The sequence below is a fragment of the Mesorhizobium sp. M0626 genome, assembly GCF_040320665.1.
Lineage (GTDB): Bacteria > Pseudomonadota > Alphaproteobacteria > Rhizobiales > Rhizobiaceae > Mesorhizobium.
The window spans coordinates 80,564-107,067 of sequence record NZ_JAMYQD010000017.1; the positions used below are offsets into that span (position 1 = coordinate 80,564).

Sequence of the window (26,504 nt, forward strand, 5' to 3'; positions counted from 1 at the left end):
GCCAGTTTGACCCTCGTCGCCGCTCATGCCCCCCAAACTTTGTAACGGTCACATTTTTTCATTGGTGCGTGGCCTGCCTTTGCGTGCACCATGCGCCGATCTCATCCCTTTCAGGACTTCGCCATGACCACGCTTCCCGGCATCGCCGACATCCATGCCGCCGCCGCGCGGCTCTCCGGCCTGATCGCCGAAACGACCCTGATCGAATCGCTGGAACTCAACAAACGCTTCGGCGGCCGCATCCTGTTCAAGCCGGAGACGCTGCAGCGCACCGGCTCGTTCAAATTCCGCGGCGCCTACAACAAACTGTCTTCGCTGAGCGAAGAAGAGCGCAGCCGCGGCGTCGTCGCCTTCTCCTCAGGCAACCATGCTCAGGGCGTCGCCGCGGCGGCTGCCATGTTCGGCGTCAAGGCGGTCATTGCCATGCCGGCCGACGCGCCGGCGATGAAGATCGCCAATGTTCGCAAGATGGGCGCAGAAGTGGTGCCGTTCGACCGCTTTCGCGACGACCGCATGACGGTGGTGCGACCCTACATGGACAAGGGCATGGTGCTGGTGCCTCCTTTCGACGATCCGGCCATCATCGCCGGCCAGGGCACGATCGGTCTCGAACTGATGCGCCAGGCAAAAGCGCTCGGCGTCAGCCTCGATGCGGTCGTCATTCCCTGTGGAGGCGGCGGCCTGACGAGCGGCATTTCGATCGCCGTCAAGGATGCCTCGCCGGCCACAGCAGTCTGGGCCGTTGAGCCCGAGCATTTCGACGACACCCGCCGCTCGCTGATCGAAGGAAAAAGGGTTTCCAACGAGCCCGGCCACAGTTCGATCTGCGATGCCATCCTCACCGCAGAGCCCGGTGCCATCACCTTCGAGATCAACCGCAAGAACCTCGCCGGCGCCATCGCCGTCTCCGACAAGGCGGCCGCACAGGCGGTGCGCGACGCCATGGCCCATCTCAAGCTGGTGGTCGAACCCGGCGGCTGCGTGGCGCTGGCGGCGCTCTCGTCAGGCGAGATCGAACTGTCGGGCAAATGCGTCGCCGTCGTGCTGTCAGGCGGCAATGTCGATTTCACCACCTATGCCGAGATCATGGCCGCGGCCTGAGAACCGATATGGCAGACGCTGAGATAAGGGCGGCTCTCGATCGCCATTGGGCTGCCTCCGATGCCAATGATCTCGAGACGGAGCATCAGATCTATCGCGAGGACGCGGTGCTCGATTATCCGCAATCAGGCGAGCGCATCAGCGGACGGCACAACATCCAGTCGTCGCGCGCCACGCAGCCCAACCGGAAGCGCTTTGCCGTGCGGCGGATCACCGGGTCAGGCGACCTCTGGATCACCGAATATGTCCTGACCTATGACGGGATTCCGTCCTATACGGTGAGCATCATGGAGTTCGTCGATGGCAAAGTGGTTCGCGAGACCCAGTATTTCGGCGATCCGTTCGAGCCGGGGCAGTCGCGCGCGCAATGGGTCGAACGGATACCTTGAAACACGGCGGCGGTAGCATGACCGGCCACCATCCGCTCGATCGTGCCGAACTGCCTGATGATACGGCCGATCTCGCCCGCTATCTCATCGGCAAGCTCGTGGTGCGGGAGCTGCCGGAAGGCATCGTCGGCGGCCGTATCGTCGAGACCGAGGCCTATGTCACCGGCGACGCCGCCGGTCACGGCTATCGCGGGATGACGCCGCGCAACCGTTCGATGTTTCTTGAGGCCGGGCACGCCTATGTCTATCTCGCCTATGGCGTCTCCTGGATGCTCAATGTTTCGAGCGAGGGGCCAGGCACCGGCACCGGTGTGCTGATCCGGGCGCTGGAGCCGCTCGAAGGCATTGCCATCATGCGGCAGAACCGGGGCGTCGAACGCCTGCGCGACGTGGCGCGCGGGCCGGGACGGCTCGCCCAGGCATTGCGGATCGACCGTTCGCTGGACGGCCTCGATCTGTGCCGCCAAGGCCCGCTATGGCTGGCAGCCGACGAGCACGAGCCCGGCGACATCGGCCAAGGCATCCGCATCGGCATCACGAAGGATGCGGATCGCCCGCTGCGGTTCTATGTCAGGGGCAGTCCGTTCGTCAGCGGTCCGCGATCGCTCAATTCCTGAACGCTCAGTCGAGCGTGCGCCTGAACCGCACCAATGCGACGCCGGCAAACAAGGCCACGAACCCGACCAGCCAGGCGATCTCGCCCGCAACCGCCGGCAGTTCGGCGCCCTTCAGCATCACCGCGCGGGTGATGCGCAGAAAATGCGTCAGCGGAAAAATCTCGCCGAAGGTCTGCGCCCAGCCCGGCATGCCGCGATAGGGGAACATGAAGCCGGACAGCAGGATCGACGGCAGGAAAAAGAAGAAGGTCAGCTGCAGCGCCTGCATCTGCGTGCGGGCGATGGTCGAGATGGTGTAGCCAAGCAGCACCAGCGCCAGCACGAACACCAATACGGCTGTAAGCAGCAGCGACATGGAACCGGTGAAGGGGATGGCGAACAAGAGCTTCGACGCCGCCAGCACCACCACCACCTGGACGCCACCGACCACAAGATAGGGCAGCACCTTGCCCAGCATGATCTCGAACGGGCTGGACGGCATGGCGAGCAGGTTTTCCATCGTGCCGCGCTCGGTCTCGCGGGTCAGCGCGATCGAGGTCATCATCACCAGGGTCATCTGCAGGATGACGCCGAGCAGGCCGGGCACGATGTTGTATTGCGAGATGCCTTCCGGATTGTAGCGCTGGTGCACCACCACATCGAGCTGGCCCCTGGCGGCCTCACTCGCCGCCTCCTGCATGCCTTGCGCCCGAAGCAGCGCCTGGCTGGCCACTTTGCTTAGCGTCGAGATGGCGCCGCTGGCGGCGGCCGGGTCGGTGGCGTCGGCCTCGATGAGTATCTGCGGATTGTCGCCGCGCTCCACCCGGCGGCCGAAATCGGCCGGGATGGTGACGACGAAGGCGACATCGCCGCGCGCCATCAGGAATTCGGCAGCCTCGGCACTTTGCGCAACATGGTCGAAGCGGTAGTAGCCGGTCGTCTGCAGGGCCGCGACAATGGCGCGGGTGTAGGGGTCATTGCTGGTCGCCACCAGTGCGGCAGGCAGGCTTTTGGGATCGTTGTTGATGGCGTAGCCGAACAGCACCAGCTGCAAAAGCGGCACGCCCAGCATCATGGCGAAGGTGATGCGGTCGCGCCGCATCTGGATGAATTCCTTGATCAGCAGCGCACCGAGCCTGGCGAAGGAGAAGACGCTGTTCATGCCATATTGTCCTTCGAGCCGGACATGAACTGAATGAAGACGTCCTCGAGGCTGGTCTCGCCGGGTTTTACGCTGACGCCCTTGTGCTCCTTCTCGACATCGGCGAGCGCCTTTTCGAGCTTTGCCTTGTCGGAGCCGACGACATGCAGCGTCGCGCCGAACGGCGCCACCTGGTCGACGCCGGGCCGGTCCCTGAGTGCATCGGCGACCTGGTCGAGGCGCGGTCCCTGCAGCACGAAGGTGGTCAGACCGGCATTCGTCACCACCTCGTCCACCGTGCCGGTGGCCAGCATCTTGCCGTAGGAGATGTAGCTGATGCGGTGGCAGCGCTCGGCTTCGTCCATGTAGTGGGTGGACACCAGCACGGTCAGACCGCCGCTCGCCAGCCGGTGGATCTCGTCCCAGAATTCGCGCCGCGCCTTCGGATCGACGCCGGCGGTCGGCTCGTCGAGCAGCAGCAGCTTCGGCTTGTGCATGATGCAGGCGGCCAGTGCCAGCCGCTGCTTCCAGCCGCCCGACAGCGTGCCGGCGAGCTGGTTGCGGCGGCTCGTCAGGCCAAGCTCTTCCAGCGTTTTCGACACATGCTCCTCGACCGGTTTCAGCCGGTAGAGCCGCGCCACGAATTCGAGATTCTCGCCGATCGTCAAATCCTCGTAGAACGAGAATTTCTGCGTCATGTAGCCGACTTCGCGCTTGATGCGGAGCGACTCGGTGCGGATGTTGAAACCCAGCACCCTACCTTCGCCCTCGTCGGGCGTCAGCAGGCCGCACATGATGCGGATGGTCGTCGTCTTGCCGGACCCGTTGGGCCCGAGAAAGCCGACGATCTCGCCCTCGGCCACCGTCATCGTCACATGGTCGACGACAGTCTTGTCGCCGAAACGCTTGACCAGGCCATGAACGTCGATGGCGTTCATTTTGCGGAGGCCGCCAGCTCGACATCGACGATCTGTCCCGGCTGCAGCGCTTGCGCCTTGCCCTCAGGCCGCGCCTCGACGAGGTAGACCAGCTTCTGCCGGTTCTCGAGCGAGTAGATCACCGGCGGGGTGAATTCCGGGTCGGGCGAGACATAGCTGACGCGCGCCTTCACCTCCGGCCCGCAGCCGTCGCAATGGACGACAAGCAGCGTGCCGACCTTGATCGACGAGAACGCACTTTCCGGGACATAGACGCTGAGCTTCACCGCACCGTCCGGCAACATCGAAATGACAGGCGCGGTCGGACCGGCGGTGTCGCCGGAATTGCGGATGACGTCATTGATGCGGCCGGGCGAAGGTGCCGCCAGCACGCGCTTCGACAACCGCCACTCAGCCTGTTCCAACGCCGACTGCGCCTGTTTGACCTGATTGTCTGCCGCCTTGATCGTTTCGGGACGCGCAGGCAGACCGCCGACGGCGAGGTTGGCCTGCGCCTGGCCGACCTGCGCATTGGCGGTCTCCAGCGTCGCGGCGGCCGTGTCGTAGTCGGCCTGCGTGCCGGCACCGCGCTTGAACAGGTCGGCGGCGCGGTCGTATTTGCGCTTGGCATCCGTGGCCTGGGCCTTGGCCATGTCGACCTCGGCCTTCAGCACCGCGATCTCCTCCGGCCGCTTGCCGATCTGCAGGTCGGCAAGCTGCGCCTGCGCCTGGGCGAGCGCGGCCTCTGCCTGGGCGACGGCGATTTTTGCGTCGGCGCTTTCGAGAGTCACCACCGGCGTGCCTGATACAACACGGTCGCCGCGCTTGACCGCGACGGTCTCGACCTGCGCCACTTCGATCGGCGCCAGCAAGACATAGTCGCCCTCGACATAGCCGACGGCAAGCGGCGCTGCCGGCGCGCAGGCGCCGAACAGCTGGGCCGCGAGCGGCAGGGAACAGAGAAAACTCATCGCTTGCCCTCCTTGCGGGCGACCGGATTTCGGGCCGCCAGTATGGCGCCAAGATTGCTTGTGACCGCCGCCACCACCTTGGCGGCTTCGGCGTTACCGATCTCGCGCCAGCCCATACGACGCATCACTGCTTCGCGGCCGATGCGGAAATAGATGACCTGGCCGATCAGCGTGAAGACCACGAGCTTGGTGGCCTCGCTTTCGGCCGGCTCGCCCGTCGCCTGTTCCCAGATCTGGCAGAGGCGGCGATGCGTCGGTTCGAACACCCCGTCATAGATGCGGTCGAGGGCGGCCGTCGGATGCGACAACTCTCTAAGTACGAATTGTACGATATCGCCCGCCTCCGGCCGGGCGACGATAAATCCTACCATCCGCTCCAATGCGGTCGAGAGCTGCGCCCGCGCCGTCTCTGAACTGGCTTGACCTTGCAGCTGCATGCCGCCGAGCGCCTGGCCAGCAACCGCCTGGATGGTCTCGACGATGTGGTCGGCGGCGGCCGCGCGCAACCCTTCCTTGCCGCCGAAATGATAGGCGATGGAGCCGATGTTGGCCTTCGCCTCCGCCGCGATCTCGCGCGTCGAGGTGCCGTCGAAGCCCTGCCGCCCGAACAGTTTGAGCGCGGCCAGCACCAGTGCGGCGCGCGTCTGCTCGGCGGGCGATGTCTCCTGGCGGGGCATTTTGTCGGGCGCGGATTTGATCATGTCGGCCTCTTTAATCAATCGATTGATTAAAGTCAAATTGATTATCTACGGCCGCTTGCCATGTCGAGCCGCAGACGCTTTAGTGCGCGGCCATGGGCAAGGAAGTCGAACGCAAGTTCCTGGTCTCCAGCGCCGAATGGCTGGAAATGGCCGAGGCGAATATACGCATTCGCCAGTTCTACCTTGCCGCAGCACCTGGCCGCACCGTGCGCGTACGCATCAGCGACGGCAGTTCGGCGAAGCTGACGCTTAAATTCGGCAGCAAGATCCGCGAGCGCGACGAATACGAATATGAAATTCCTCTGACTGATGCCGAGGAGATGCTGGCCTTCGCCATCGGACATGTCATCGAGAAGACACGCCACCATGTTAGGCATCGCGGCTATCTCTACGAAGTCGATGTTTTCGGCGGGATCCTAGCCGGCCTTGTGGTGGCCGAACTGGAGACGCCGGAGGATGTACCTGACGAAATGCTGCCTGATTGGCTCGGCCGCGAAGTGACCGGCGAGCAGAGATTTTACAACGCGTCGCTCGCCCTAGAGCCGGATGATTTTAGGTCGGGTCGACCTAAAATCGGAATCCGGCTCTAAATCAAAAGAGATGGAGCATGATGTCGTCCGAAAACCGCTTCACCTTTTCGGCATCATGCTCTAGGGGGATTCCGGAGATCGCCGCATGAGCTTTCGCATCGATCCGCGCCTGCCGCTGACCGGCGAGGTCAGGCGTATCCTTGGCGAGGAGATCGGCAAGGCGCTTGCCCATCTGGCCGTCGCGCGCGACCAGCCGGAGCAGGCATTGCACAAATGCCGCAAGCGGCTGAAGAGCGCGCGCGCCTTGCTGCGGCTGGTCCGTTCCGGAAATGAAACATTCTGTCGGACTGAGAACCAATGCTACCGTCAGGTGGCGGCGCTGCTTGCCGGGCCGCGCGAGGCGACCGCGCTGGTCGAGACCGTCGACCGGCTGGCAGCCGCCTTTCCCGAGCAGGTTGCCGGCGGCGGCCTCGACAGCGTGCGCGACCGGCTTATCGCTCGCCAGCATGAAATGCATGCCGGGGCTGGTCTCGACGCCGCCATAGGCGCGGCCACGGCCGCCTGCGAGGAAGGCCTGATCCGGATCGAGCGGCTGCTGCTCCCCGATCTGCCTGAGCATGCAGCCGATGTGCTTGCGGAAGGCGCTCGCAAGACCTTGCGCCGGGCCAGGAAGGCGCTGGACCGGGCGGGATCGCGCGGCGAAGCAGAGGATTTCCACGATCTGCGCAAGGCTGCCAAGACCCACTCGATGCATTTGTCGCTGCTCGGCCGGCTGTGGCCGACGCCGATCAAGGTGCGGTGCAAGGCAGTTGATGAACTTGGCGAAAAACTCGGCGAACTGCACGACGTCTTCGTCATGCGCGTGTTGCTCGAGGCCGACGGTGAGCCGCTCGGCGATGCGCAGGACACAAGGCTTCTTGGCAAGCTTTTGAAGCGCTCGGAAAAAAGCCTGAAGAAGAGCTGCCTTGCCGGAGCGGCCGAGCTGTTCGGCGACAGCCCCAAGCGCTCGACGAAGAAACTCGCGCGCAATGCGCGCGACGACCTCGCCGGCCCGGCATCGTCGGAAGAGGTCCCGGTCGGTTGATCATGGCCGAGGACGTCACCTCGTGCTAGTCACACTTTGCCATGACCGCGCCGCGCGACACGCTTCTCGACCGCCTTGGCCGCTGGCTTGCCGGCCGGCTGCAGGACGAATCCTCCGGCTATGAGCCCTACACGCCGTCCGACGCCGAGACGTTGCGGCGCACGCTCGAGCCCGGCGACATCCTGCTCATCGAAGGCAACCAGAAGATCTCGGCGGCAATCAAATACCTGACACAGTCGACCTGGTCGCATGCGGCTTTCTATACCGGCGATGCCTTGTCCGAGCCGGAGGACGGATCGGAACGGCGTCGGCTGATCGAAGTCACGCTCGGCGAAGGCTGTGTCGCCGTGCCGCTGTCGCGCTACTGCACCTACAATACCCGTATCTGCCGGGCGAGCGGGCTGACCCCGGAAGACCGCGACCATGTCGTCGCCTTCATGATCGGCAAGCTCGGCCTGAAATACGATCTCAAGAACATTTTCGACATGCTGCGCTTTTTCCTGCCGACGCCACCGGTGCCGGTGCGCTGGCGCCGCCGCATGCTGGCTTTCGGTTCCGGCGATCCGACCCGCGCCATCTGCTCGACGCTGATCGCCGAAGCCTATGGCGAGATCCGCTACCCGATCCTGCCCGAGATCACCCGCGCGCCCGGCCGCGCCTCGGCGCAGTCGAACTATTCGCGCCGCGAAATCCTGCACATCCGCCACCACTCGCTCTACACGCCGCGCGACTTCGACCTGTCACCATTCTTCCGCATCGTCAAACCGACGCTGGAATATGGTTTCGACTACCGGGCGGTGACCTGGGAAGATAGGGCCGCTGAGGCGAAGGCCGCCGAATAGCAACCATTCAAACCGGCGCCGATGGCGAGTGGCGCCCTATGAGATCATTCGAGACAGTGTCGATGATCTCAGCGGAAAGCGTCGGATCGGGCACGACGCGGGAGAGGATCACCGATCCGACCATTTCCGCTAGGAATGCGATCGCGGCACTCCGCTTCGCGGCCGGGTCGCTTCCCGGCAGGAGTGAAATGATCAACGCGACATAATTGCTGACGATGCTTCCGAAGAACGATCGAAGCGCTGGATCGTCGTGCCGGGCGGCATCGGCCGCCAGTGCGGTGAGGCTGCATCCGTGCCCCGGATTGTCGCGATGATGGTCCGAGATGTAGTGGCGCACCAGCGTCTCAAACGGAGTATCGGTCGAAGCGAGCCGGGCGGATAGATCGGCGCTCATGTCACTGAAGGCCCGCTGCATGGCCTGAACGATGAGGTCGTCCTTCGACTTGAATTGTCGGTAGAAGCCTCCGTGGGTAAGCCCGGCCGCGCTCATCAGATCGGCAATGCCGATCCCGTCGATCCCTTGTTCGCGGAAGAGCTTTGCGGCGGTATCGATGACCCGCTCTCGATTTAACTCGACCATCTCCTTGCTCACCTTCACGACCGCATCCTCTTCTATTGATGATGATCGACATATAAGACGTGGCGGAGGCGCTTGACAATGATTATGGCGGTCATTATCACCCAATGATTACGATCATAATCATTAGGCAGGAAAGTTGAGATGACACAAGTTCAGTCGCGCGCCGAGAAGATCGCGCTGATCACCGGCGCTTCGGGTGGCATCGGGCATGCGGCCGGACTTGCGCTCATCCGGGCGGGGTATCGCGTGTTCGGCACCAGCCGCCGAGCTGCGCCCAACGAAGTGCGTCAGGGCATTCACATGGTCCCTTGCGACGTCACCGATGATGGGTCCGTCAGAGACGCCATCAAGCAAGTTGTCGCCCTCGCCGACCGGATCGACGTACTGGTAAACAATGCGGGCCGCAGCCTGATCGGCGGCGCCGAGGAATCATCGGTCGCTCAAGCCCAAAGCCTGTTCGACATAAATGTCTTCGGCATCGTTCGCATGACCAATGAAGTGCTGCCCATCATGCGCAGACAGGGCGAGGGCCGGATCATCAACATCAGTTCGGTGTCCGGTTTCCTGCCGGGGCCATTCACCGCCCTCTACACCGCCACCAAACACGCAGTCGAAGGATATTCCGAGTCGCTCGATCACGAACTTCGAACGTTCGGCATCAGGGTTTCCCTTGTCGAGCCCGCCTTCACCCGCACCGGACTGGAAGAGAACGCCGAACAGCCTGACCGGATTTCCGGCGTCTACGAACAGGGGCGCTCAGCCATGAATTCGACCTGGCGCAACAGAATCGCGAGCGGCGATCCGGTGGAAGCGGTGGCCGACAAAGTGGTACAGGCAGCCACCGAAAAGACGCCGAGCATGCGCTATACGCCTGGCAAAACGGCAGGCCGTCTTCGCTTCATGCGGCGCTTCGTGCCCGAAAACATGTTCGACAAGAGCTTCCGCAAGCAGATGGGCGTGGCCGATTGATCTAAAATCAAGGCATGGCCAGGCCAGTCCGGCAGGCGAGCCTCCTTTCGCCGAGGAGCGACGAATGAAGTCCTATTTGTGCAAATATATTCCGCCGCGTTCCGACTTTCTGGCAACGATGACCACCGATGAGGAAGAGTGGATGAAGCAGCACCGAGCATTCCTGGATGACCTGCTTGAAAAGAGGCTTATCGTCGCGCACGGCCCCGTGATGGACCCGGCTGGCGGTTATGGGGTGTCGCTCTATCGGATTGCCGATGATCTGGACATAGAGGCGATCACCTCGGAGGACCCGATCGTGAAGAATGGCGCCGGGCACTACGAACACCATCCGATGCTGCATTTGAAAACGCACGGCTAACCATTTCGACCAAACCGCATCGATGCGGCAGCGAAAGTCGCTCTCGAAGGGGCCAGCTTTGCGCACGCTGGCGGGCGCGATCCAGTCGAGGTTTCTGGCGTCCATCCTGCCGAGGTGCAGGCGTCTCACATGGCGGCCGGCATCACGCCGAAACCGCAATGGCGCCCTGGTTTTCGGCTCTGTGTTCGACCCAGATATGGACCGGTTCGTCCCGGCCGCGGATGCTCACCGGCCCATGATCGCGCGCATTCAACCGTGTCGTTGGCGATTCCGCCTTCGCGGCCTCGATCAGTCGTGACCCAAAGCAAATATTCGCCTGAAGCTCACGGCAGAGCGCCTGCAAACGGCTGGCGACGTTGACGGTGTCGCCCACCACCGCGAAGGACAGGTTGCGCTCGCTGCCGACCGCGCCGAGGACGACGGCGCCATATTGTGCACCGATCCGAACGTCCAGCGGCGGATATCCTCTGGACACACGCTGGACATTCCAGTCTTCGATAGCGGCGATCATCGCTTCAGCGCACCGGATGGCCCGGGTTGCGTCGTCATGGCTGGCTTGCGGAACCCCGAAGGTCGCCATGATGCAATCGCCGATATAGTTGTCGACGGTGCCATGGTGGTCGAAAACGACCTGCTCCATGCGACGGTGGAACTGACGCAGTAGTTCGAACACTGCTTCGGCCGGATGATCCTCGGAATAGTGTGTGAAGCCGACGATGTCGGCGAACAGCACCGCGATATCCTGCCGGCGGACCGGGCCGAAGGGCTCGTCATCCGTGGCGAGCTGGTCGACGACATTGGGCGAAAAATGCCGGGCGAGATTGGCGCGGGCGCGCTCCGCCTTGACATAGTCTTCCGACAGATGTCGGGAACGAGAGACGACCAGCGCCATGATCGCGCCGATAATCAGCACAACCAACACATTGGTCGCCTGCGCGAACGTATCGACGAAATTGGGGTTGAGATAGAGATTCAGTCGCTCTGTCAGCGGCAGCGAATAGAGGTTCGTTGCCGGAATGACGGTTCCCGCATGAAAAACCACCCATCCCACCCCGATCGTCCACGTCAAGGCCGCGAGCGCGCCGAGATAGAGCGCCAATCGTGTCGAAAGGGTCAGCGCGCCAAGGCATACGAAAATCAGCAGGAATTTGAAGCTGCCCTCGCGCAGTTGCATCGCGGCCGGCGCGACCTCGAGGGAAAACGGGTTGGGCGTTACCAGCAGAACGGTCAACAGAATGATGTCCAGCGTACCGACGAGGTAACCGATCCACCATGGCGCGTTGCGACGGCGCGCAAAGCGAAACTGGATCAGGCCGACGAGTTGGAACAGCGCGAGGCCCGCCAGCACGAAGAGCAGCGAGGCATCCCAGCGGCTGATCAAGGAAAAGAAGCAGGAGATCACGGCGAGCGATGCCGTGCGCGCCCAGAACTGCAATGCAGCACCCTGGCGTTCTGCCCGCTCCCGCAAATTTTTCAGGCGCGAATAGCGGCGAAGTTCAAGTGTTGGCGCGGTCGGCATAGGATCACTTCGATTTTGCGGGGACGGTCACGCATTCGGCAAACCCGCCCCGTACAGTCTGGCAAATCAGCGCGCGAACTCTATCATGAATGTGGCTTCATTTTTGAAGCACCTCCGGACTGGAGCGCGACAAGCTCAGCCGCCAGATGCAATCCTGCTCGGATGATGGCCCAGTCAGGCCGGCAACGGGCGGCGTCCCTTTGCCGGAGCGGTGGGCCGGTCGGACGCACCGGCATCCCTGGGGTGCGGGCCGATCGGCATGATCGCCGGAAACGGGGTTGCGCCAAAAGCAAACGTCCATTTGTAGCCGGTCAGCCCGTCTTCCGGCGTCGTGTGCTGGTCGTGATGGGCGAGCAGTTTGGCGCGCTCGGCCAGTTCCTCCGCCTCGCGCTTCACCATCTCCGCCGTCTCCGGCCGCATCCGCCTGGAGAAAGAGACGAAGGTCGCTTCCCGCTCCAGATGGGTGATCGCCCAGCCGATGAAATTCTTGTTTGTCATCTCGAACAGCGGCCTGAGCGGCCCTTCGAAATTCCACTGGATCGGTGTGTCGACCAGCAGCCGTGCCGACAGCCCGCCGCCCAATGCGATCAGGCCGAGCGCTTCGAGATCGCGCAGATAAAGGAACATCGAGGCTTCGCTCAAGCCTTGCGAGCGCATGACGCCTTCGGGCGTGAACTTCTCCGACAGCATGACGAAGATGAACAGCAGCGCCGGCCGTCCCGCGAGCTTGCGCTCGATCTCCGGCGCGATGCGATTGACCGGTCCCGGCCCCCGGTTCATCGACCCCAGCACGTTTTCCAGCTCGACGCCGGCGGCAGCGCAGATCCCGATGAGACGGTCGAGCTTGCAGTTGCGCTCGTGGAAGATGCGCTTCACCGTCGGCTCGGAAACGCCCATCCGCCCGGCAAGCTCACGATAGGTGACGCCTTTGGCCTTCAGCGTCCGCTTCAGCGCCTCGAAGATCAGGCCGTTCATGGAATGCACCTCTTTTCTCGCGATTTGGTATCGCGTTTCGATACTAGCGGCAATCGCCCTTCCGGAAAAGTATCGGAACTCCTAGCTCTCCGCCATCCACCACAGGAGACCTGGCCATGAAAACCCTCATCCCCTTTATTTGTCTCGCCGCCTTCGGTATCGCGCTCGTGCCTGCGGCCGAGGCCGCCGAACTCTGGCGCGCCTCGGGCTTCGAGCAACCCGAATCGGCGCTGTTCGATGCCGCCAACAATCGCATTATCGTCTCCAACATCGTCGGCAATCCCGGGGAGGCCGACGGCAACGGCTATCTCTCGGTGCTGTCGCTGGACGGCAAGGTCGTTAGCCGGCACTGGACCGCCGGCATGGATGCACCGAAGGGCTCGGCGATCTCTGGCGGCAAGCTCTACGTCGCCGACATCACCAAGGTGCGCATCGTCGATGTCGCCAGCGGCAAGCTCATCTCGACGATCGATGTGCCCGGCGCCGTTTTCCTCAACGACGTGACATCGGACAGTTCGGGCAAGGTTTATGTCACCGACATGCTGGCCGATGCGATCTACCGCATTGACGGCGACAAGCCGGAACTGTTCGTGAAGGATGCGAAGCTCGCCGCACCCAACGGCATCTTTGCCGATCGCGATCGGCTGATCGTGGCGTCCTGGGGCAAGGGCATCAAGCCGGACTTCAGCACTGCCGCGCCCGGGGGCCTGCTGTCGGTCGATCTCGCGACGAAAGCCGTGACGCCGCTGCCTGGCGCACAAAACTTTGCCGACCTCGACGGCGTCGTCGCCATCGGCGACAGCATCTACGCCACCGCCTTCATGACCGGCACGCTCTATCGGTACAAAGTCGGCGAGGCGCCGGAGGCTGTAGAGCAGTTCAAGCCGGGCAGCGCCGATATCGGCACAGACGGCACGCGGATTTTCGTGCCGCTGATGAACGAGGGCGAGATCGCGGTGCTGAGCCTGGACTGACGGCGCACATTTGCCGGCTCAGCCAACGGGCACGGCTTTGAGTTGCGCCCGCGCATCCTTGATCGAAGCGGCAAAGGTCACCAGCGGCCGCTTGACGCCGTGGTTGATCAGCATGCGCCGTGTCTGCGGCGAGGCGCCGGCGATGATGAAACGCACGCCGGCGCGTTTCGCCTTGTGCGCCGCGCCCTCGATGACATTGGCCGCGGTGGAATCGAAGAAGGGCACCGCCGAACAATCGAGGATGAAGTTCTTGCGCTGGTCGGCGATGCGGTCGAGCACCGTGCCGACAGTAGAGGCGGCGCCGAAGAAGAAGGCGCCGGAGATGCGATAGACGACGGTGTCGGCGTCGCTTGCCTCGCTTGCATCGTAGGCGCGGCCGCTGCTGTCGGCGACATCGTCCTGCACCAGCGGCAAATCCGCCTCCACGGCGATCGACTTGGCCATGCGGTCGATGAACAGGATCGAGCCTAGCGCGAAGCCGACGACGATGCCTTCGGTGAGGTCGCGGAAGACGACGATCAGGAAGGTTGCCATCAGCACCAGGGCATCGCCGCGCGAAGCGCGCAGCAACGTGGCGAAGGCCTGCTTCTCGAACATGTTCCAGCAGACAACCGCCAGCACCCCGGCAAGGGCGGCAAGCGGGATGTAGCTGGCCAGCGGTGCGGCCACCAGCATGAAGACCAGCAGAAAAAGCGAATGCAGCATGCCGGAAACCGGCCCATGCGCGCCGGCCCGCACATTGGTGGCGGTGCGGGCGATGGTGCCGGTGGTGCAGATGCCGCCGAACAGGGCAGACGCGATGTTGGCAAAGCCTTGCGCCACCAGTTCGCAATTGGAACGGTGACGCCGCCCGGTCATGCCATCGGCGACCACGGCCGAGAGCAGCGATTCGATGGCGCCGAGCAGCGCAAAAGCCACCGCATCCGGCAGCACCGCAATCGCCTTGTCGAGGTTGAGTCCCGGCAGTGCCGGCAACGGCAGGCTGCGCGGAATGCCGCCATAGCGGGTGCCGATCGTTTCCGCCGGCAGCGAAAGCAGCGCCACGACAAGGGAGGCCAGTCCGACGGCGATCAGCATGCCCGGCCAGCCGGGCCGCCAGCGCTTCACCCCGACGATGGTGGCGATGGTCAGCGCCGCCACCAGCGTTGCCGAGATATTGAGCGTGCCGGCCGCGTGGCCGATCGCCATCAGCTTCGGCAGCAGCGGCCCGGGCTCCGGCCCGGCAAGCCTCAGCCCGAACAGTTCCACGATCTGGCCGGAGAAGATGATGATCGAGATGCCGGCGGTGAAGCCGACCGTCACCGGGTAAGGGATGAATTTGATATAGGTTCCGAGCCGGAGATAGCCGATGGCGAGCAGGAAGATGCCGGCCATCATCGTCGCCAGCAGCAGTCCGTCGACGCCTTCGCGCTGCACCGTCGCCGCCACCAGCACGATGAAGGCGCCGGCCGGGCCGCCGATCTGGAAGCGGCTGCCGCCGAGCGCCGAGACGATGAAGCCGCCGACAATGGCGGTGAACAGGCCGCGCTCCGGCGTCACGCCCGAAGCAATCGCAATCGCCATCGACAGCGGCAACGCGACAATAGCGACGGTCAGCCCGGCCATGAAGTCGGCCTTGAACTGCGGCAGGCGGTAACCTTCGCGCCAGACCGTCACCAGCTTGGGCGTGAACAGCTCTGAAAATGTCGGCTTTGCCGACTTCTGGGCCGGTTGATGCACTGCCCGCCGGATCTGATCCATGGACTGCCTTCCGCTTGCGTGAAGGCGGCGGGATCGTCGGCAGGACTGTCGGCGGTCGCCGTCGCGACTATATGCCGGCTCAGCCTTGCGGGTTCGGCGGCGCGACCGGCTTGAGGCGCACGCCCCGGCCGCCGCGCTCGCTGGTCTGGTTCTCGCCGATGAGCTCCACCCCGGCCTCGTCGAGAGCCTGGATAACCTTCATCAGCGTATCGACCACACCCCTGACCACGCCGTCACTCGCTTCCATGCGCTGGATTGTCGGAAGCGAAACGCCGGCACGCTCGGCGAGTGTCTTCTGATCGATGCCGGCCAGCGCCCTCGCGGCGCGCATCTGGGCGGCAGTGATCATCGGTCGGAACCCCCGTCTGAGTCTGCGGAGACGACGTGTAATACAATCATAGTGATGTTTCAACCATCATAAAGCATACATGAAACATGATCTCCTCACAAAGCCGGATGCCGGGATACGGGATGAGCATGCTACGTTAACCGCCTTGGCTCTTATTGGCGGGGAAATATCAGTTGAAGATTTTCAGGACCTTGACGACGTCGGCAGCCTTGCTGTCGGCGGTTTTTCTGCTGGCAGGCTGCGGACACGGGCTGATCAACCGGCTGATTTGAATGTCGCTCCGGATCGTCAGTCTTCGGGCTCGTTGCCACCGGCCACCGCCTTGTTCCGCTGCAGCATTCGCGCCGCCAGCCAGCACAGCGTCGCCCAGGTGAAGCCGGCGCACCATCCCGCCAGCACGTCGGAAGGCCAGTGGACGCCGAGATAGACGCGGCTGACGCCGACCAGCAGCGTTACCAGCACCGCCAGGCTGAGGACATAGATTTTCGTCGTTCGTCCCGGCAGGAAGCGCGCTGCCAGCGAGCCCAGCGTGAGATAGGTCACCGCCGACAGCATGGCGTGGCCGCTGGGAAACGACAGCGACGTCTCGTTGGCCAGGTGCGAGACAAGATCGGGGCGCGGCCGGTCGATGCCGGCCTTGAGCAAGGTCGACAGCAGCTGCCCGCCAGCCACCGCGACAAAGATCAGCAGCGCCGTCCTCGGCCTACGGATCAGCAGGAGGTAGACGATCACCGCCGTTACGATCAGCACCAGCACGCTGGAGCTGCCGAGGCTGGTGATGTCGCGCATCGCGCCTTCCAGCCATGCCGGGCCGACGGGAACATCCGGCTGACCCACTTTTCGGAAAGCAAGCAGGATCTCAGTATCGAAAGCGTGCGGCGTGGTGGCCCGCGCCACCTCCATCAGTTCCTCGAAGCCCCACAGCCCGGCGGCTATCACCAGCCCGGCCAGCAGCACCGGAAATTCAAGCCAGTTGGTGAACGCACGCGGGTTGTTCATCGGATTACAGTCGCCCCTGCAGGTAAGGCCCGAGCGAGATCAGCACCACCGCCGCGATGGCCAGCACGATGCCGGTCGCCTGCAAGGCATTGACGCGTTCGCCGAAGAACACCAGCGCCACCACATTGACCGCCACCAGCTGGATCACCGCCGACAGGCTGAACGACACCGACATGCCGAACTCACGAACCAGCCGCAGCATCATCAGATTGCCCGCCGTATAGAGCGCCAGTGTCAGCACGATCTTGCCAAGGCTTGGCGCCAGCCCCCATTGCTTGGCCGCGATGGCCGCCAGCAGGAAGATCACCGTCGAAACGACGAGCTGCGCCAGTCCCCAGAAACTCACTTTTGTGCCTCGCTGTCCTTTGTGGCAGCTCTTGTTTCGCAAGCGTGGCGGCACGTCAAGCAGACTGCGGCGGAACAGGCCACGGCCGAGGTGCTGAATGAATGGCAGCGCGATCGCGGTCTGACTGCCACGCTCGGTCGGATTCGTGCAAACCCAGGCAGCTGCGCTCAAGCATTGGAAAAGAATGGACTTTTAAACATGGCGTCCTACGTCTTCTGGAGGAGAGTGCCATGCCAAAGTCCGTCTATGACCGTGGCCTGCTGAAACCCGACGACATCGCCAGGCTGCAACGCGTGTTCGACGAAGCCTGCCGCAGGCGCGACGTGCATCCCGATTCGGCGGAGGCGCGGGAGATCGCGCTGAACCTGCTTGCGCTGCACAATGCCGGCATGGTCGAGGAAGATATGCTTATGGAAACCGTGGGTTTCCGCCGGTTGGAGCCGAAATCAGCCTGAGGACCGCAAGGCGGCCTGGAGCAATTCCAGGAAAAGTGTGAAGCGGTTTTCCGTCCGGAATTGCGTAAAAATAAAGGCCTAGGAGCGGTTCGCCGTTTCCGTGAAACGGTGAAACGCTTTAGCCGGCGCGCTGCACGACGGCCACATTCATCTCTGCCCTCAGCCTGAAGCCGATGGACTCGTACAACCGGACCGCGCCGACCTGTCGCCATACGCAAAGATCCGATGCCGCGTGTCGAGCGCGCTCCAGACCGGACGATCGAGGACATGGCTCATGGCGCGACATCCTGTTTCACACGACGGTCGAGTGGGGCCGCCGCCAGGCCGTCCTCTATTGCCGAGAGTTGTTCGAGAAGCGGCCCTGCAAGGTCTTTGCACAAGTCGGCAACGGCGTTCTCGATGCGCGGCCAAACGTCCCGCTTCGCCACATCGACCAGGCGCTGGCCGTTCGCGGTCAGCGAGATCATCCTGCGGCGCTGGTCGTCGTTCGATGGCGCGGCCTCGACCAGCCCCAACTCGGCCAGCAGCGCCACGCTGCGCGTCACCCCCGGCTGGGTGATCCCCATTGACTGCGCCAGTTCGCCGACAGGCAGCGGCCCAAGCCGGTCGAGCGCGGCCAGCAGAGGATACTGGCTGGACTGCACCGGCACCTCCAGCCCATTGAGCATGCGCTGCGTATCGGCCTGCAACTGCTCGCCGATGCGCTTCAGCCTGCTGCCGAGGGTGAGATAGCCAAGGGATCGAATGATGTCTTCCATGGGTGGTCCGTCTCCTGGATAAGTATAACATGTTATATAATGATGCAATGAACGAGTTCAAGCGCCTGCTTTGGAGGTTGGCCGCAAGCATCTCAACTTCGTCGTCCTTGGGCGAAGCAGGAGCGAAGCTCCGTCGCGGAGACCCAGGGATCATGCCTTGGCCGTGGAAGCAGCGGAGCAGAACCTGCAACGCAGCGTAGTTCAGAAGTCACGGCATGGATCCTCGGGTCTGCGCCGTCGCTACGCTCCTTGCTTCGCCCGTGGATGACGACGGGATCGGCGTTTCAGCCAATCGCCAGGATATTCGATCCGTCTTGCAGATGCGTTGAACCACTAGTCCGCGCCATAGCAGCAGCCCGAAGTGCGCGGTGTTTCTCCGTCCAGAAGCGCTCGTCTACAACCCCTTGGCGATCTGACGGGCAATCGCTTCGGCCTGCAGGCCGGCGCTGTGAAAATAGCTGGTCAGACTTGGCCGCATGCCGATGAACCACAGGCCGGGCTGGCCGCTCGGGGTGCCGCCATTGGCCTTCGGCACGCCCTTGGCGTCGAGCACGCCGAGATCGCCCAGCATGGCCTCCAGGCCGGTGCGATAGCCGGTTGCCGCGATCACTACATCCGGCTCGAGCACCGTGCCGTCGTTCAGCCGCACGCCGGCGCCTTCGAAAGCCGCCACCGGCGCCACCACCGAAATCCGTCCGGCCTTCAGCGCTGCGACGGCGCCGTCGTCAATGGCAATAGCGATCTGCTCGACGCCGAGCCGGCTGGCGCCGCCCTTCGGCGCCGGCGGCAGGCCGAAGCGGGTGAGGTCGCCGAACACCAGCCGCTGCGTCGCGGCAATCGCGGCATCGGCAATCCACGTCGGCAGCATCGCCATGAAACCGCCGAAGCGCGCCACGGCGACCTTGCCGATCCGTTTCGGCATCAGCGACGGACCCTGCCTGGCTGACAAGCAGATGGCCTTTGTGTCGGCACGGGCGAGGTGGTTGAGCACGTCGAAGCCGGAATTTCCGGCCCCGACCACCAGCACGCTTTTGCCCACATAGTCCTGCGCTGTGCCGAAATCGGCGGCGTGGACAAGTTTGCCGGTGAAAGTCGCCTTGCCTTGCCAGTCCGGCGTCCATGGCAAGCGGTCGCGGCCGGTGGCGACGATGACATTGCGGGCGCTCAGCGTTTCCCGGCCCGTATGGACGAGCCAGCCATTGCCTCTGCGTCCGATCCGCTCGGCGGCGGTGCCGAATTCGACCCTTACGCCGCGCGCGCGGGCAAAATCCTCGAGATAACCGACGATGGCATCCTTGTTCGGAAAGGCGGCGGTGCGTGGCGGATAGGCAAGGCCGGGCAGGGCCGACAGCGCGCGATGCGTGTTGAGGGTCAGCTTCTCGTGCCGCCCTCGCCACGGTTCGGCGATCCGCGGCTCCTTTTCAAGCACGACGACCCGCACGCCGCGCCGGCCAAGCGCGTCGGCGGCCGCCAGCCCCGCCGCTCCGGCGCCGATGACGATAACCGTATAGTCGAGTCCTTTCGGCCCCGGGACGATAGGCATCGTTTCGCTTGTCGTAGCCGCCATTCGGTCGAGATTTCCTTTCAGGTGCGCCATGGGGACCCGTCCAATATGGCACGTCCCATATGGCACAGGGGCGATATGATCGATAATGAGGTCGCGTCAATGCGACTGATTCGAGGCCTTGGGGGCAAGCCTCTGTTTATCATCGGCACGCGGAAGCTCGACCATGCCCTCCTTGCGCATCTTTCTCGACAGACTGCTGGAGGGCGCCGCAGCCAAGGTGCCGCGCCAGGATTTTTCGCATGTCGAGCGGCTGGCGCTTGTCCGCCAGCACGGCGACTTCTCGCTGGCCTATTCGACCGCCGTGCAGCAAAAACTGTCCTATTTCGGCGACGCCGACGGCTACATCGCCTTCGGCACCAAGATGAAGCACCATTTCGCGCTAGGTGACCCGGTGGCCCATCCGGCCGATCGGTCCGACTATATCAGGCGCTTTGTCGAAGCCGCCGACAGCCCGTGGTTCGTGCAGATCGGCGAACCGACGGCGCGCGTGCTGTCCGGGCTCGGCTACCAGGTCAACCGTCTCGGCGTCGACACGCGGCTGGAACTGCCGGCTCACGATTTTTCCGGCAAGCGCAACGAAACCGTGCGCTATTCCGAACGCTGGCTCTTGAAGAAGGGGTTTTCCTTTGGCGAAGGAGCGGTCTATCTCGACGAGGTCCAGCGCCTGTCGCAGAACTGGCGGGCAGACCGCATCGTCAAGCGCTGGGAGATGGCGTTCCTCAACAGGCCCTTTGCCGATCATCTCGGCATCGATATGCGCCGTTTCGTGCTCTACAGCCCGGAAGGCGAGCTCGTCGCCCTGCTCGATTTCGATCCGATGTTCAGTGGCGGCAAGGTGATCGGCTACACCACCTCGTTCAAGCGCAAGCACATCGATGCCTCGCCGCATGCCGAAATCGGGCTGACCAAATTCGCCGTCGACCGGTTTCGCAATGAGGGCATTTCTGTCGTCACGCTCGGCCTGTCGCCGATGCTCGACGTCGGAGCCAACGGCTTTGCCGAATCGAGCTTCTGGCGCAACGCCTTCGAGCGGGCCTATGAGTCGCCCTGGGTCAACCGCAGCAAGTTCAACCTCAAGGGCCAGGCGGCGTTCAAGCGCCGCTTCCACGGCGTCGAGGAACCCACCTACATCGCCTTCCGCCAAGGCAGGCTGATCGAGATGCTGGGGTTGCTGCGCCTCATCAAGGCGATCTAGCAAGAAAACGCGACGCGCTTTAGAGCGGCAGGGTCAGTTGCGCAGCCGGTAGCCGGTGCGGAAGATCCAGGCGACGATGGCGATGCAGATGGCGAGGAACACCATCGTCATGCCCAGGCTGACGGCGACCGAGACATCGGACTTGCCGTAAAAGCTCCAGCGGAAACCGCTGATCAGGTAGACGACCGGGTTGAACAGCGTCACCGTGCGCCAGGTCTCGGGCAGCATGTTGATCGAATAGAAGCTGCCGCCGAGGAAGGTCAGCGGCGTGATGATCAACAGCGGCACCAGCTGCAATTGCTCGAAGCTTTTCGCCCATATGCCGATGATGAAGCCGAACAGGCTGAAGGTCACCGCCGTCAAGACAAGGAAGGCCAGCATCCAGAACGGATGCTGGATGGTGAGCGGCACGAACAGCGAGGCCGTCGCCAGGATGATCAAGCCGAGGATGATCGACTTGGTCGCGGCGCCGCCGACATAGGCGATGACGATCTCCAGATACGACACCGGCGCCGACAAGAGCTCGTAGATGGAGCCGACGAATTTCGGGAAATAGATGGCAAAGGAAGCGTTGGAGATCGACTGCGTCAACAGCGACAGCATGATCAGGCCGGGCACGATGAAGGCGCCGTAGCTGATGCCGTCGATCTCGGTGATGCGCGAGCCGATGGCCGAGCCGAAGACGACGAAATAAAGCGATGTCGAGATCACCGGCGAGACGATGCTCTGCAGCACGGTGCGGAACGCACGCGCCATCTCGACCCGGTAGATCGCCCATACTGCTCGCCAATTCATGGCTCTTGCCTCAACAGATTGACGAAGATCTCCTCGAGCGAGCTGTTTTGCGTATCCATGTCGCGGAACTGGATGCCGGCCGTCTCGAGTTCGCGCAGCAGCGATGCGACGCCGGGGCGTTCGCTCTGATTGTCATAGGTGTAGGTCAGCTGTGTGCCATGGCCCGACAGCTCCAACGCGTAGTGCGAGAATGCATCGGGAATGGCGGGGAGCGGGTTGCGCAATTCCACGATCAGGCGCTTGCGGCCGAGCTTGCGCATCAGTTCGGCCTTGCCCTCGACCAGGATGATCTCGCCGCGGTTGATGACGCCGACACGGTCGGCCATCGCCTCGGCCTCTTCGATATAGTGCGTGGTGAGGATGATGGTGACGCCATCGTCGCGCAACCGTCGCACCATCGCCCACATGTCCTGGCGCAGTTCGACGTCGACGCCGGCCGTCGGTTCGTCGAGGAACAGGATGCGCGGCTCATGCGACAGCGCCTTTGCAATCATCAGCCGCCGCTTCATGCCGCCCGACAGCGTGATCGCCTTGGCGTCCTTCTTGTCCCACAACGACAGGTCGCGCAGCACCTTTTCGACGAAGCCCGGATTGGGCGCCTTGCCAAACAGGCCGCGGCTGTAGGTGACGGTTGCCCAGACGCTCTCGAACGCATCGATGGTCAGCTCCTGCGGCACCAGCCCGATCAGGCTGCGCGCCGCGCGGTAGTCTCGGTTGATATCATGGCCGTCGACGGTCACCGTTCCCGACGAACGGTTGACGATGCCGCAGACGATCGAGATGAGCGTCGTCTTGCCGGCGCCGTTCGGCCCCAGCAGCGCGAAAATCTCGCCGCGTTCGATGTCGAGGTTGATTTCCTTCAGCGCCTTGAAGCCGGTGGCGTAGGTCTTGGTGACCCCGGAAATCGAAATGATGGAAGGCAAATTAGTGGAAGACATGAGGCCGAAAACGACTGTTTGAAAGAGGCGGGGATTATTATTGCGCTGAATGTCGGTGCGCACGGCGGGAAGTCAATGCCGCTGCTGACAATTGTGGACAAACGTTCCCCTCTTGCCGTTTCGTCATGGGGGTATCGGGGCACTGACGGATTGATCCCATCTGCTGCGACAACGCGCCCCGCGTGACGCCAAGCCGCTTTGACCGGACCGCATCCGCCGCCTATTCTGCGCCAACAAACAGCAGCCGGAGCCCGCATGGACCCGCTCATCCTGTCGCGAATGCAGTTCGGGGCGAATATCTCGTTCCACATCCTGTTTCCGACCATCACGATTGCGCTTGGCTGGGTGCTGCTGTTCTTCAAGCTCCGCTACAACACCACCAATGATTCCGCCTGGATGCGCGCCTATTTCACCTGGGTGAAAGTGTTCGCACTGTCCTTCGCTATGGGCGTGGTCTCCGGCGTCACCATGAGCTTCCAGTTCGGCACCAACTGGCCGGGCTATATGGAAAAGGTCGGCAACATCGCCGGGCCGCTGCTTGCCTACGAGATCCTCACCGCCTTCTTCCTCGAAGCGGCCTTCCTGGGCATCATGCTGTTCGGGTTCCGCCGCGTCTCCAACCGCGTCCACACGCTGGCGACGGTATTGGTCGCCGGCGGCACCACGCTGTCGGCCTTCTGGATCATTGCGCTGAACTCCTGGATGCAGACGCCGGCCGGCTTCGAGATGATCGATGGCAAGGCGCATCCCGTCGACTGGTGGGCGATCGTCTTCAACCCGTCCATGCCCTACCGTCTGACGCATATGCTGCTTGCCTCCGGCCTGACGGTGTCGTTCCTGATCGCCGGCCTGTCGGCGCTGCGCTACCTCACCGGCGACCGGTCGGAATCGATGTGGAAGGCGCTGCGCACCGGCGTCTTCACCGCCGCCATCCTGATCCCGATCCAGATCTTCGCCGGCGACCAGCACGGGCTGAATACGCTGGAGCACCAGCCGCAGAAGATCGCGGCCATGGAGGCCAACTGGAACACCGGCCCCAACGTGCCGCTGGTGCTGTTTGCGCTGCCCGACGAGGCGGCGAAGGAAAACAAATTCGAGATCGCCATTCCCGACGGCGCCAGCCTGGTGCTGCGTCACTCCACCAGCGGCATCGTGCCGGGGCTCAACGACTATCCCGGCCTGCATCCGCCGGTCTTCCCGGTGTTCTGGGGCTTCCGCATCATGGTCGGCACCGGCATTTTGATGCTCATCGTCTCGTGGTCGGCGACCTTCTTCCTCAAGCGCCGCCACAGCCTGCCGAGGCCGCTGGCCATGCTGATGGTGCCGATGGCGCTGTCGGGCTGGCTGGCGACGCTGGCCGGCTGGTACACCACCGAAATCGGCCGCCAGCCCTGGCTGGTCACCGGCGTGCTGAAAACCGCCGACGCTATCGGCCCGGTCGCCGGCAGCCATGTCGCGCTGACGCTCGCCATCTATCTCATCCTCTATGTGCTGCTGCTGATCGCCTATCTTGGCGTGCTGGTGCACCTGGCGCTGAAGGCCGCCAAGGACGGCGATACCTCGCCGCTGCCGGGCGTCATGAAGACGGCGATGTCGCAACCGGCCGCAGCGGAGTGAGGAATGGTCCGCGTAGCGGACGAAAAGCCAACGATTTGGCTTTCCGAATGACGAACGCCCGGAGCCATAGCGAAGGGCAGAACCGTTGATGAGAGGGATGACAGACCGATGAGCTTCGACTGGCCAACCGCGCTGCCCCTGATCTTCGCCGGCCTGATGGGCCTCGCCATCCTGATCTACGTCATTCTCGACGGTTTCGATCTCGGCATCGGCATCCTGTTCTCGGTCGCCGAAGATGCCGAGCAGGACACCATGATCGCGGCAATAGGCCCGTTCTGGGATGCCAACGAGACCTGGCTGGTGCTGGCCGTCGGCCTGCTCCTGGTCGCCTTCCCGCTGGCGCATGGCGTCATCCTCACCGCGCTCTACATTCCGGTCTTCGTGCTTTTGGTCGGCCTCATCCTGCGCGGCGTCGCCTTCGATTTCCGCGCCAAGGTGCCCGCCGGCAAGAAGCATCGCTGGAACCGCATTTTCTTCCTCGGTTCCGTCATCGCCTCGCTGGCGCAAGGCTATATGCTCGGCGTCTATGTGCTTGGCCTCGATGTCGGCTTTGGCGGCATCGCTTTCGGGGCGCTGGTGGCGCTCTGCCTGTCGGCGGCCTATGCAGCGATGGGCGCTGCCTGGGTCATCTACAAGACCGAGGGCGAATTGCAGAGGAAGGCGGTGGCCTGGCTGCGGACAGCCCTGGTGCTGACCGCGCTCGGCATGGCGGCGGTGTCGCTGGCGACCCCATTCGCCAGCCCGCGCATCTTCGCCAAATGGTTCGTCTGGCCCGAAATGCTCTTTCTGTCGCCGCTGCCGATCCTGTCGGCGCTGCTGTTCCTGTGGCTGTGGCGGCAGACCTTCCACCTGCCCAAGCCCGACGACCGCCATGCGCTGCGGCCGTTCCTGACGCTCGCCGCCATCTTCGCGCTCGGCTTTGCCGGGCTTGCCTGGTCGTTCTACCCCTTCGTGGTGCCCGAGAGGCTGACCATCTGGCAGGCGGCGTCGGCGACGGAAAGCCTGGCCATCATCCTCGCCGGCACGGTGGTCGTGCTGCCGGTGATCATCTTCTATTCGTTCTATGCGTATCGGGTGTTTGGGGGCAAGGCGACGGATCTGACGTATGATTGAAGGGGAGCTGATCTCCCCCCTTGAGGGGGAGATGGCCGGCAGGCCAGAGGGGGTCGCCGCGCGTGGAGCGCTAACCTTCTTCTGCCGCAGGAGGTCGCGTCCGGTCGGACCGACCCCCTCTGTCGCCTCCGGCGACATCTCCCCCTCGAGGGGGGAGATTAGGTGCTCAGCTCTTCCCCGCCAGCACGAGCACCGGCTTCTCGCTATACAACCCCGGGAACAGCGCCTTCAAATTCGCCACCTTGGGCAGGTCGTTGTAGACGATGTAGGGGTAGGTCGGGTTCAGCGTCAGAAAGTCCTGGTGATATTCCTCGGCCGGATAGAAGGTTTTGCCCGTCTCCAGCGTGGTGACGATGGGTTTTGAAAACACCTTGGCCTGGTCGAGCTGGGCGATGTAGCTCTGGGCGATCTTCTGCTGCTCGCCATTCTCGGCAAAGATGGTCGAGCGGTACTGGGTGCCCGAGTCCGGCCCTTGATAGTTCAGCTGCGTCGGGTTGTGGGCGACCGAGAAATAGACCTGCAGCAGCTGGCCGTAGGTCACCTTGGACGGATCGTAGGTGATCTCGACCGATTCGGCGTGGCCGGTGCGGCCGCTGCCGACCGTTTCGTAGACGGCGTCATCCTTGGCGCCGCCGGTGTAGCCGGAGACGGCCTTGGTCACGCCCTTGACGTGCTGGAACACGCCCTGCACGCCCCAGAAGCAGCCGCCGGCGAAGATAGCCTTCTCGCTGCCGCTGGCGGCCTTCTCGTCCACTGCCGGCGGCGGGATCACCACCGCGTCCTCGGCCGAACGCGCCGGGCTCTGCCAGAAGGCAGCCGCCGCGGCGGCGACGATGAGCGCGGCAAGCGCGCTCTTGAAGATCGGCGTTCTCGTCCTTGCAATCCCGGTCATGTCTGATCTCCTTGATGGTGGCGAAGACTATACGACAGAACGTCCCGCCTGGTTTCTCAAATTGCCGTGCGCCGGCCCGGCCATTGTGCG

General features: G+C 63.4%; 29 protein-coding genes. 13 read left to right on the forward strand and 16 right to left on the reverse strand.

Annotated features, from left to right (window positions below; genetic code table 11):
• Positions 1–123 precede the first annotated feature (123 nt).
• The 3 genes from NKI37_RS22180 to NKI37_RS22190 are packed head-to-tail and all read left to right on the forward strand — an operon-like array spanning position 124 to position 2,107.
• The gene (locus tag NKI37_RS22180; protein WP_023673293.1) at positions 124–1,101 is read left to right on the forward strand and encodes a threonine ammonia-lyase; all 978 of its coding nucleotides are present in this window, start codon (positions 124–126) and stop codon (positions 1,099–1,101) included.
• A gap of 8 nt (positions 1,102–1,109) precedes the next feature.
• Positions 1,110–1,490, forward strand: coding sequence for a nuclear transport factor 2 family protein (locus tag NKI37_RS22185; protein WP_023681284.1), 381 nt, complete (start codon positions 1,110–1,112; stop codon positions 1,488–1,490).
• A gap of 17 nt (positions 1,491–1,507) precedes the next feature.
• Positions 1,508–2,107, forward strand: coding sequence for a DNA-3-methyladenine glycosylase (locus NKI37_RS22190; protein WP_023692979.1), 600 nt, complete (start codon positions 1,508–1,510; stop codon positions 2,105–2,107).
• Between the two features lie 4 nt (positions 2,108–2,111).
• On the opposite strand, the gene NKI37_RS22195 is transcribed toward NKI37_RS22190, so the two are convergent.
• The 4 genes from NKI37_RS22195 to NKI37_RS22210 are packed head-to-tail and all read right to left on the reverse strand — an operon-like array spanning position 2,112 to position 5,816.
• On the reverse strand, positions 2,112–3,248 hold the full coding sequence (locus NKI37_RS22195; RefSeq protein WP_023681282.1) for an ABC transporter permease: 1,137 nt from the start codon (positions 3,246–3,248) through the stop codon (positions 2,112–2,114).
• Positions 3,245–4,165, reverse strand: coding sequence for an ABC transporter ATP-binding protein (locus NKI37_RS22200; RefSeq protein ID WP_023701945.1), 921 nt, complete (start codon positions 4,163–4,165; stop codon positions 3,245–3,247). The genes NKI37_RS22195 and NKI37_RS22200 overlap by 4 nt, the downstream gene beginning before the upstream one ends.
• The gene (locus NKI37_RS22205; RefSeq protein ID WP_023681280.1) at positions 4,162–5,115 is read right to left on the reverse strand and encodes an HlyD family secretion protein; all 954 of its coding nucleotides are present in this window, start codon (positions 5,113–5,115) and stop codon (positions 4,162–4,164) included. Before NKI37_RS22205 ends, NKI37_RS22200 begins: the two co-directional genes overlap by 4 nt.
• Complete coding sequence (locus tag NKI37_RS22210) at positions 5,112–5,816, reverse strand: CerR family C-terminal domain-containing protein (protein WP_352789082.1); 705 nt, start codon at positions 5,814–5,816, stop codon at positions 5,112–5,114. Before NKI37_RS22210 ends, NKI37_RS22205 begins: the two co-directional genes overlap by 4 nt.
• 92 nt (positions 5,817–5,908) lie before the next feature.
• On the opposite strand from NKI37_RS22210, the gene NKI37_RS22215 reads away from it, so the two are divergent.
• From NKI37_RS22215 to NKI37_RS22225, 3 genes are all read left to right on the forward strand, one after another.
• Positions 5,909–6,406, forward strand: a complete 498-nt coding sequence (locus NKI37_RS22215) for a CYTH domain-containing protein (RefSeq protein ID WP_023681278.1) — start codon at positions 5,909–5,911, stop codon at positions 6,404–6,406.
• A gap of 85 nt (positions 6,407–6,491) precedes the next feature.
• Positions 6,492–7,430 (forward strand): CHAD domain-containing protein, encoded by a 939-nt coding sequence (locus NKI37_RS22220; protein WP_023692978.1) that lies wholly within the window; start codon positions 6,492–6,494, stop codon positions 7,428–7,430.
• A 41-nt stretch (positions 7,431–7,471) separates the two neighbouring features.
• Positions 7,472–8,272, forward strand: a complete 801-nt coding sequence (locus NKI37_RS22225; protein WP_352789085.1) for a C40 family peptidase — start codon at positions 7,472–7,474, stop codon at positions 8,270–8,272.
• Between the two features lie 7 nt (positions 8,273–8,279).
• Here the strand turns inward: NKI37_RS22225 and NKI37_RS22230 are convergent, their stop codons facing one another.
• Entirely contained in the window at positions 8,280–8,870 is a 591-nt protein-coding gene (locus tag NKI37_RS22230; protein WP_023673283.1) for a TetR/AcrR family transcriptional regulator, read from the reverse strand.
• A gap of 123 nt (positions 8,871–8,993) precedes the next feature.
• On the opposite strand from NKI37_RS22230, the gene NKI37_RS22235 reads away from it, so the two are divergent.
• Together NKI37_RS22235 and NKI37_RS22240 are read left to right on the forward strand one after the other, a co-directional pair.
• The gene (locus NKI37_RS22235) at positions 8,994–9,821 is read left to right on the forward strand and encodes an oxidoreductase (protein ID WP_352514316.1); all 828 of its coding nucleotides are present in this window, start codon (positions 8,994–8,996) and stop codon (positions 9,819–9,821) included.
• Positions 9,822–9,885: 64 nt separating this feature from the next.
• Entirely contained in the window at positions 9,886–10,182 is a 297-nt protein-coding gene (locus NKI37_RS22240) for a YciI family protein (protein ID WP_023834575.1), read from the forward strand.
• Between the two features lie 142 nt (positions 10,183–10,324).
• Here NKI37_RS22240 and NKI37_RS22245 read toward each other — a convergent pair whose 3' ends face one another.
• Together NKI37_RS22245 and NKI37_RS22250 are read right to left on the reverse strand one after the other, a co-directional pair.
• Positions 10,325–11,701: an adenylate/guanylate cyclase domain-containing protein gene (locus NKI37_RS22245; RefSeq protein ID WP_023744871.1), complete on the reverse strand. Its 1,377-nt coding sequence runs from the start codon at positions 11,699–11,701 to the stop codon at positions 10,325–10,327.
• Positions 11,702–11,875: 174 nt separating this feature from the next.
• Positions 11,876–12,676: a helix-turn-helix domain-containing protein gene (locus tag NKI37_RS22250; RefSeq protein ID WP_023710374.1), complete on the reverse strand. Its 801-nt coding sequence runs from the start codon at positions 12,674–12,676 to the stop codon at positions 11,876–11,878.
• Positions 12,677–12,792: 116 nt separating this feature from the next.
• Here NKI37_RS22250 and NKI37_RS22255 point away from each other — a divergent pair, with 116 nt between their 5' ends.
• On the forward strand, positions 12,793–13,650 hold the full coding sequence (locus tag NKI37_RS22255) for an NHL repeat-containing protein (protein WP_352789090.1): 858 nt from the start codon (positions 12,793–12,795) through the stop codon (positions 13,648–13,650).
• A gap of 18 nt (positions 13,651–13,668) precedes the next feature.
• Here the strand turns inward: NKI37_RS22255 and NKI37_RS22260 are convergent, their stop codons facing one another.
• From NKI37_RS22260 to NKI37_RS22275, 4 genes are all read right to left on the reverse strand, one after another.
• Positions 13,669–15,390: a SulP family inorganic anion transporter gene (locus NKI37_RS22260; protein WP_023710372.1), complete on the reverse strand. Its 1,722-nt coding sequence runs from the start codon at positions 15,388–15,390 to the stop codon at positions 13,669–13,671.
• A gap of 79 nt (positions 15,391–15,469) precedes the next feature.
• Complete coding sequence (locus tag NKI37_RS22265) at positions 15,470–15,739, reverse strand: helix-turn-helix domain-containing protein (RefSeq protein WP_023673276.1); 270 nt, start codon at positions 15,737–15,739, stop codon at positions 15,470–15,472.
• A 288-nt stretch (positions 15,740–16,027) separates the two neighbouring features.
• Positions 16,028–16,738 (reverse strand): phosphatase PAP2 family protein, encoded by a 711-nt coding sequence (locus NKI37_RS22270; protein WP_352595222.1) that lies wholly within the window; start codon positions 16,736–16,738, stop codon positions 16,028–16,030.
• 4 nt (positions 16,739–16,742) lie between these two features.
• Positions 16,743–17,084 (reverse strand): hypothetical protein, encoded by a 342-nt coding sequence (locus NKI37_RS22275; RefSeq protein WP_023673273.1) that lies wholly within the window; start codon positions 17,082–17,084, stop codon positions 16,743–16,745.
• Positions 17,085–17,314: 230 nt separating this feature from the next.
• Between NKI37_RS22275 and NKI37_RS22280 the strand changes: the two genes are divergently transcribed.
• Positions 17,315–17,539: a hypothetical protein gene (locus tag NKI37_RS22280; RefSeq protein WP_023673272.1), complete on the forward strand. Its 225-nt coding sequence runs from the start codon at positions 17,315–17,317 to the stop codon at positions 17,537–17,539.
• Positions 17,540–17,811: 272 nt separating this feature from the next.
• Here NKI37_RS22280 and NKI37_RS22285 read toward each other — a convergent pair whose 3' ends face one another.
• Both NKI37_RS22285 and NKI37_RS22290 read right to left on the reverse strand, forming a co-directional pair.
• A complete protein-coding gene (locus NKI37_RS22285) occupies positions 17,812–18,297 on the reverse strand; it encodes a MarR family winged helix-turn-helix transcriptional regulator (protein WP_023726767.1) in 486 nt (161 codons plus the stop codon).
• Between the two features lie 394 nt (positions 18,298–18,691).
• Positions 18,692–19,840, reverse strand: a complete 1,149-nt coding sequence (locus tag NKI37_RS22290; protein WP_156933273.1) for a flavin-containing monooxygenase — start codon at positions 19,838–19,840, stop codon at positions 18,692–18,694.
• 187 nt (positions 19,841–20,027) lie between these two features.
• On the opposite strand from NKI37_RS22290, the gene NKI37_RS22295 reads away from it, so the two are divergent.
• Positions 20,028–21,059 carry a phosphatidylglycerol lysyltransferase domain-containing protein gene (locus tag NKI37_RS22295; RefSeq protein WP_023687523.1) on the forward strand — a complete coding sequence of 344 codons (1,032 nt, stop codon included), beginning with the start codon at positions 20,028–20,030 and terminating at the stop codon, positions 21,057–21,059.
• A gap of 33 nt (positions 21,060–21,092) precedes the next feature.
• On the opposite strand, the gene NKI37_RS22300 is transcribed toward NKI37_RS22295, so the two are convergent.
• Positions 21,093–21,854, reverse strand: coding sequence for an ABC transporter permease (locus NKI37_RS22300; RefSeq protein WP_023681263.1), 762 nt, complete (start codon positions 21,852–21,854; stop codon positions 21,093–21,095).
• The gene (locus NKI37_RS22305) at positions 21,851–22,777 is read right to left on the reverse strand and encodes an ABC transporter ATP-binding protein (protein WP_352789119.1); all 927 of its coding nucleotides are present in this window, start codon (positions 22,775–22,777) and stop codon (positions 21,851–21,853) included. Before NKI37_RS22305 ends, NKI37_RS22300 begins: the two co-directional genes overlap by 4 nt.
• Before the next feature lie 270 nt (positions 22,778–23,047).
• Here NKI37_RS22305 and NKI37_RS22310 point away from each other — a divergent pair, with 270 nt between their 5' ends.
• Together NKI37_RS22310 and NKI37_RS22315 are read left to right on the forward strand one after the other, a co-directional pair.
• Positions 23,048–24,409 (forward strand): cytochrome ubiquinol oxidase subunit I, encoded by a 1,362-nt coding sequence (locus NKI37_RS22310; protein ID WP_023687525.1) that lies wholly within the window; start codon positions 23,048–23,050, stop codon positions 24,407–24,409.
• A 108-nt stretch (positions 24,410–24,517) separates the two neighbouring features.
• Complete coding sequence (locus tag NKI37_RS22315) at positions 24,518–25,522, forward strand: cytochrome d ubiquinol oxidase subunit II (RefSeq protein WP_023687526.1); 1,005 nt, start codon at positions 24,518–24,520, stop codon at positions 25,520–25,522.
• Between the two features lie 166 nt (positions 25,523–25,688).
• Here NKI37_RS22315 and msrA read toward each other — a convergent pair whose 3' ends face one another.
• On the reverse strand, positions 25,689–26,414 hold the full coding sequence (gene msrA, locus NKI37_RS22320; RefSeq protein WP_023703867.1) for a peptide-methionine (S)-S-oxide reductase MsrA: 726 nt from the start codon (positions 26,412–26,414) through the stop codon (positions 25,689–25,691).
• Positions 26,415–26,504: the final 90 nt, after the last annotated feature.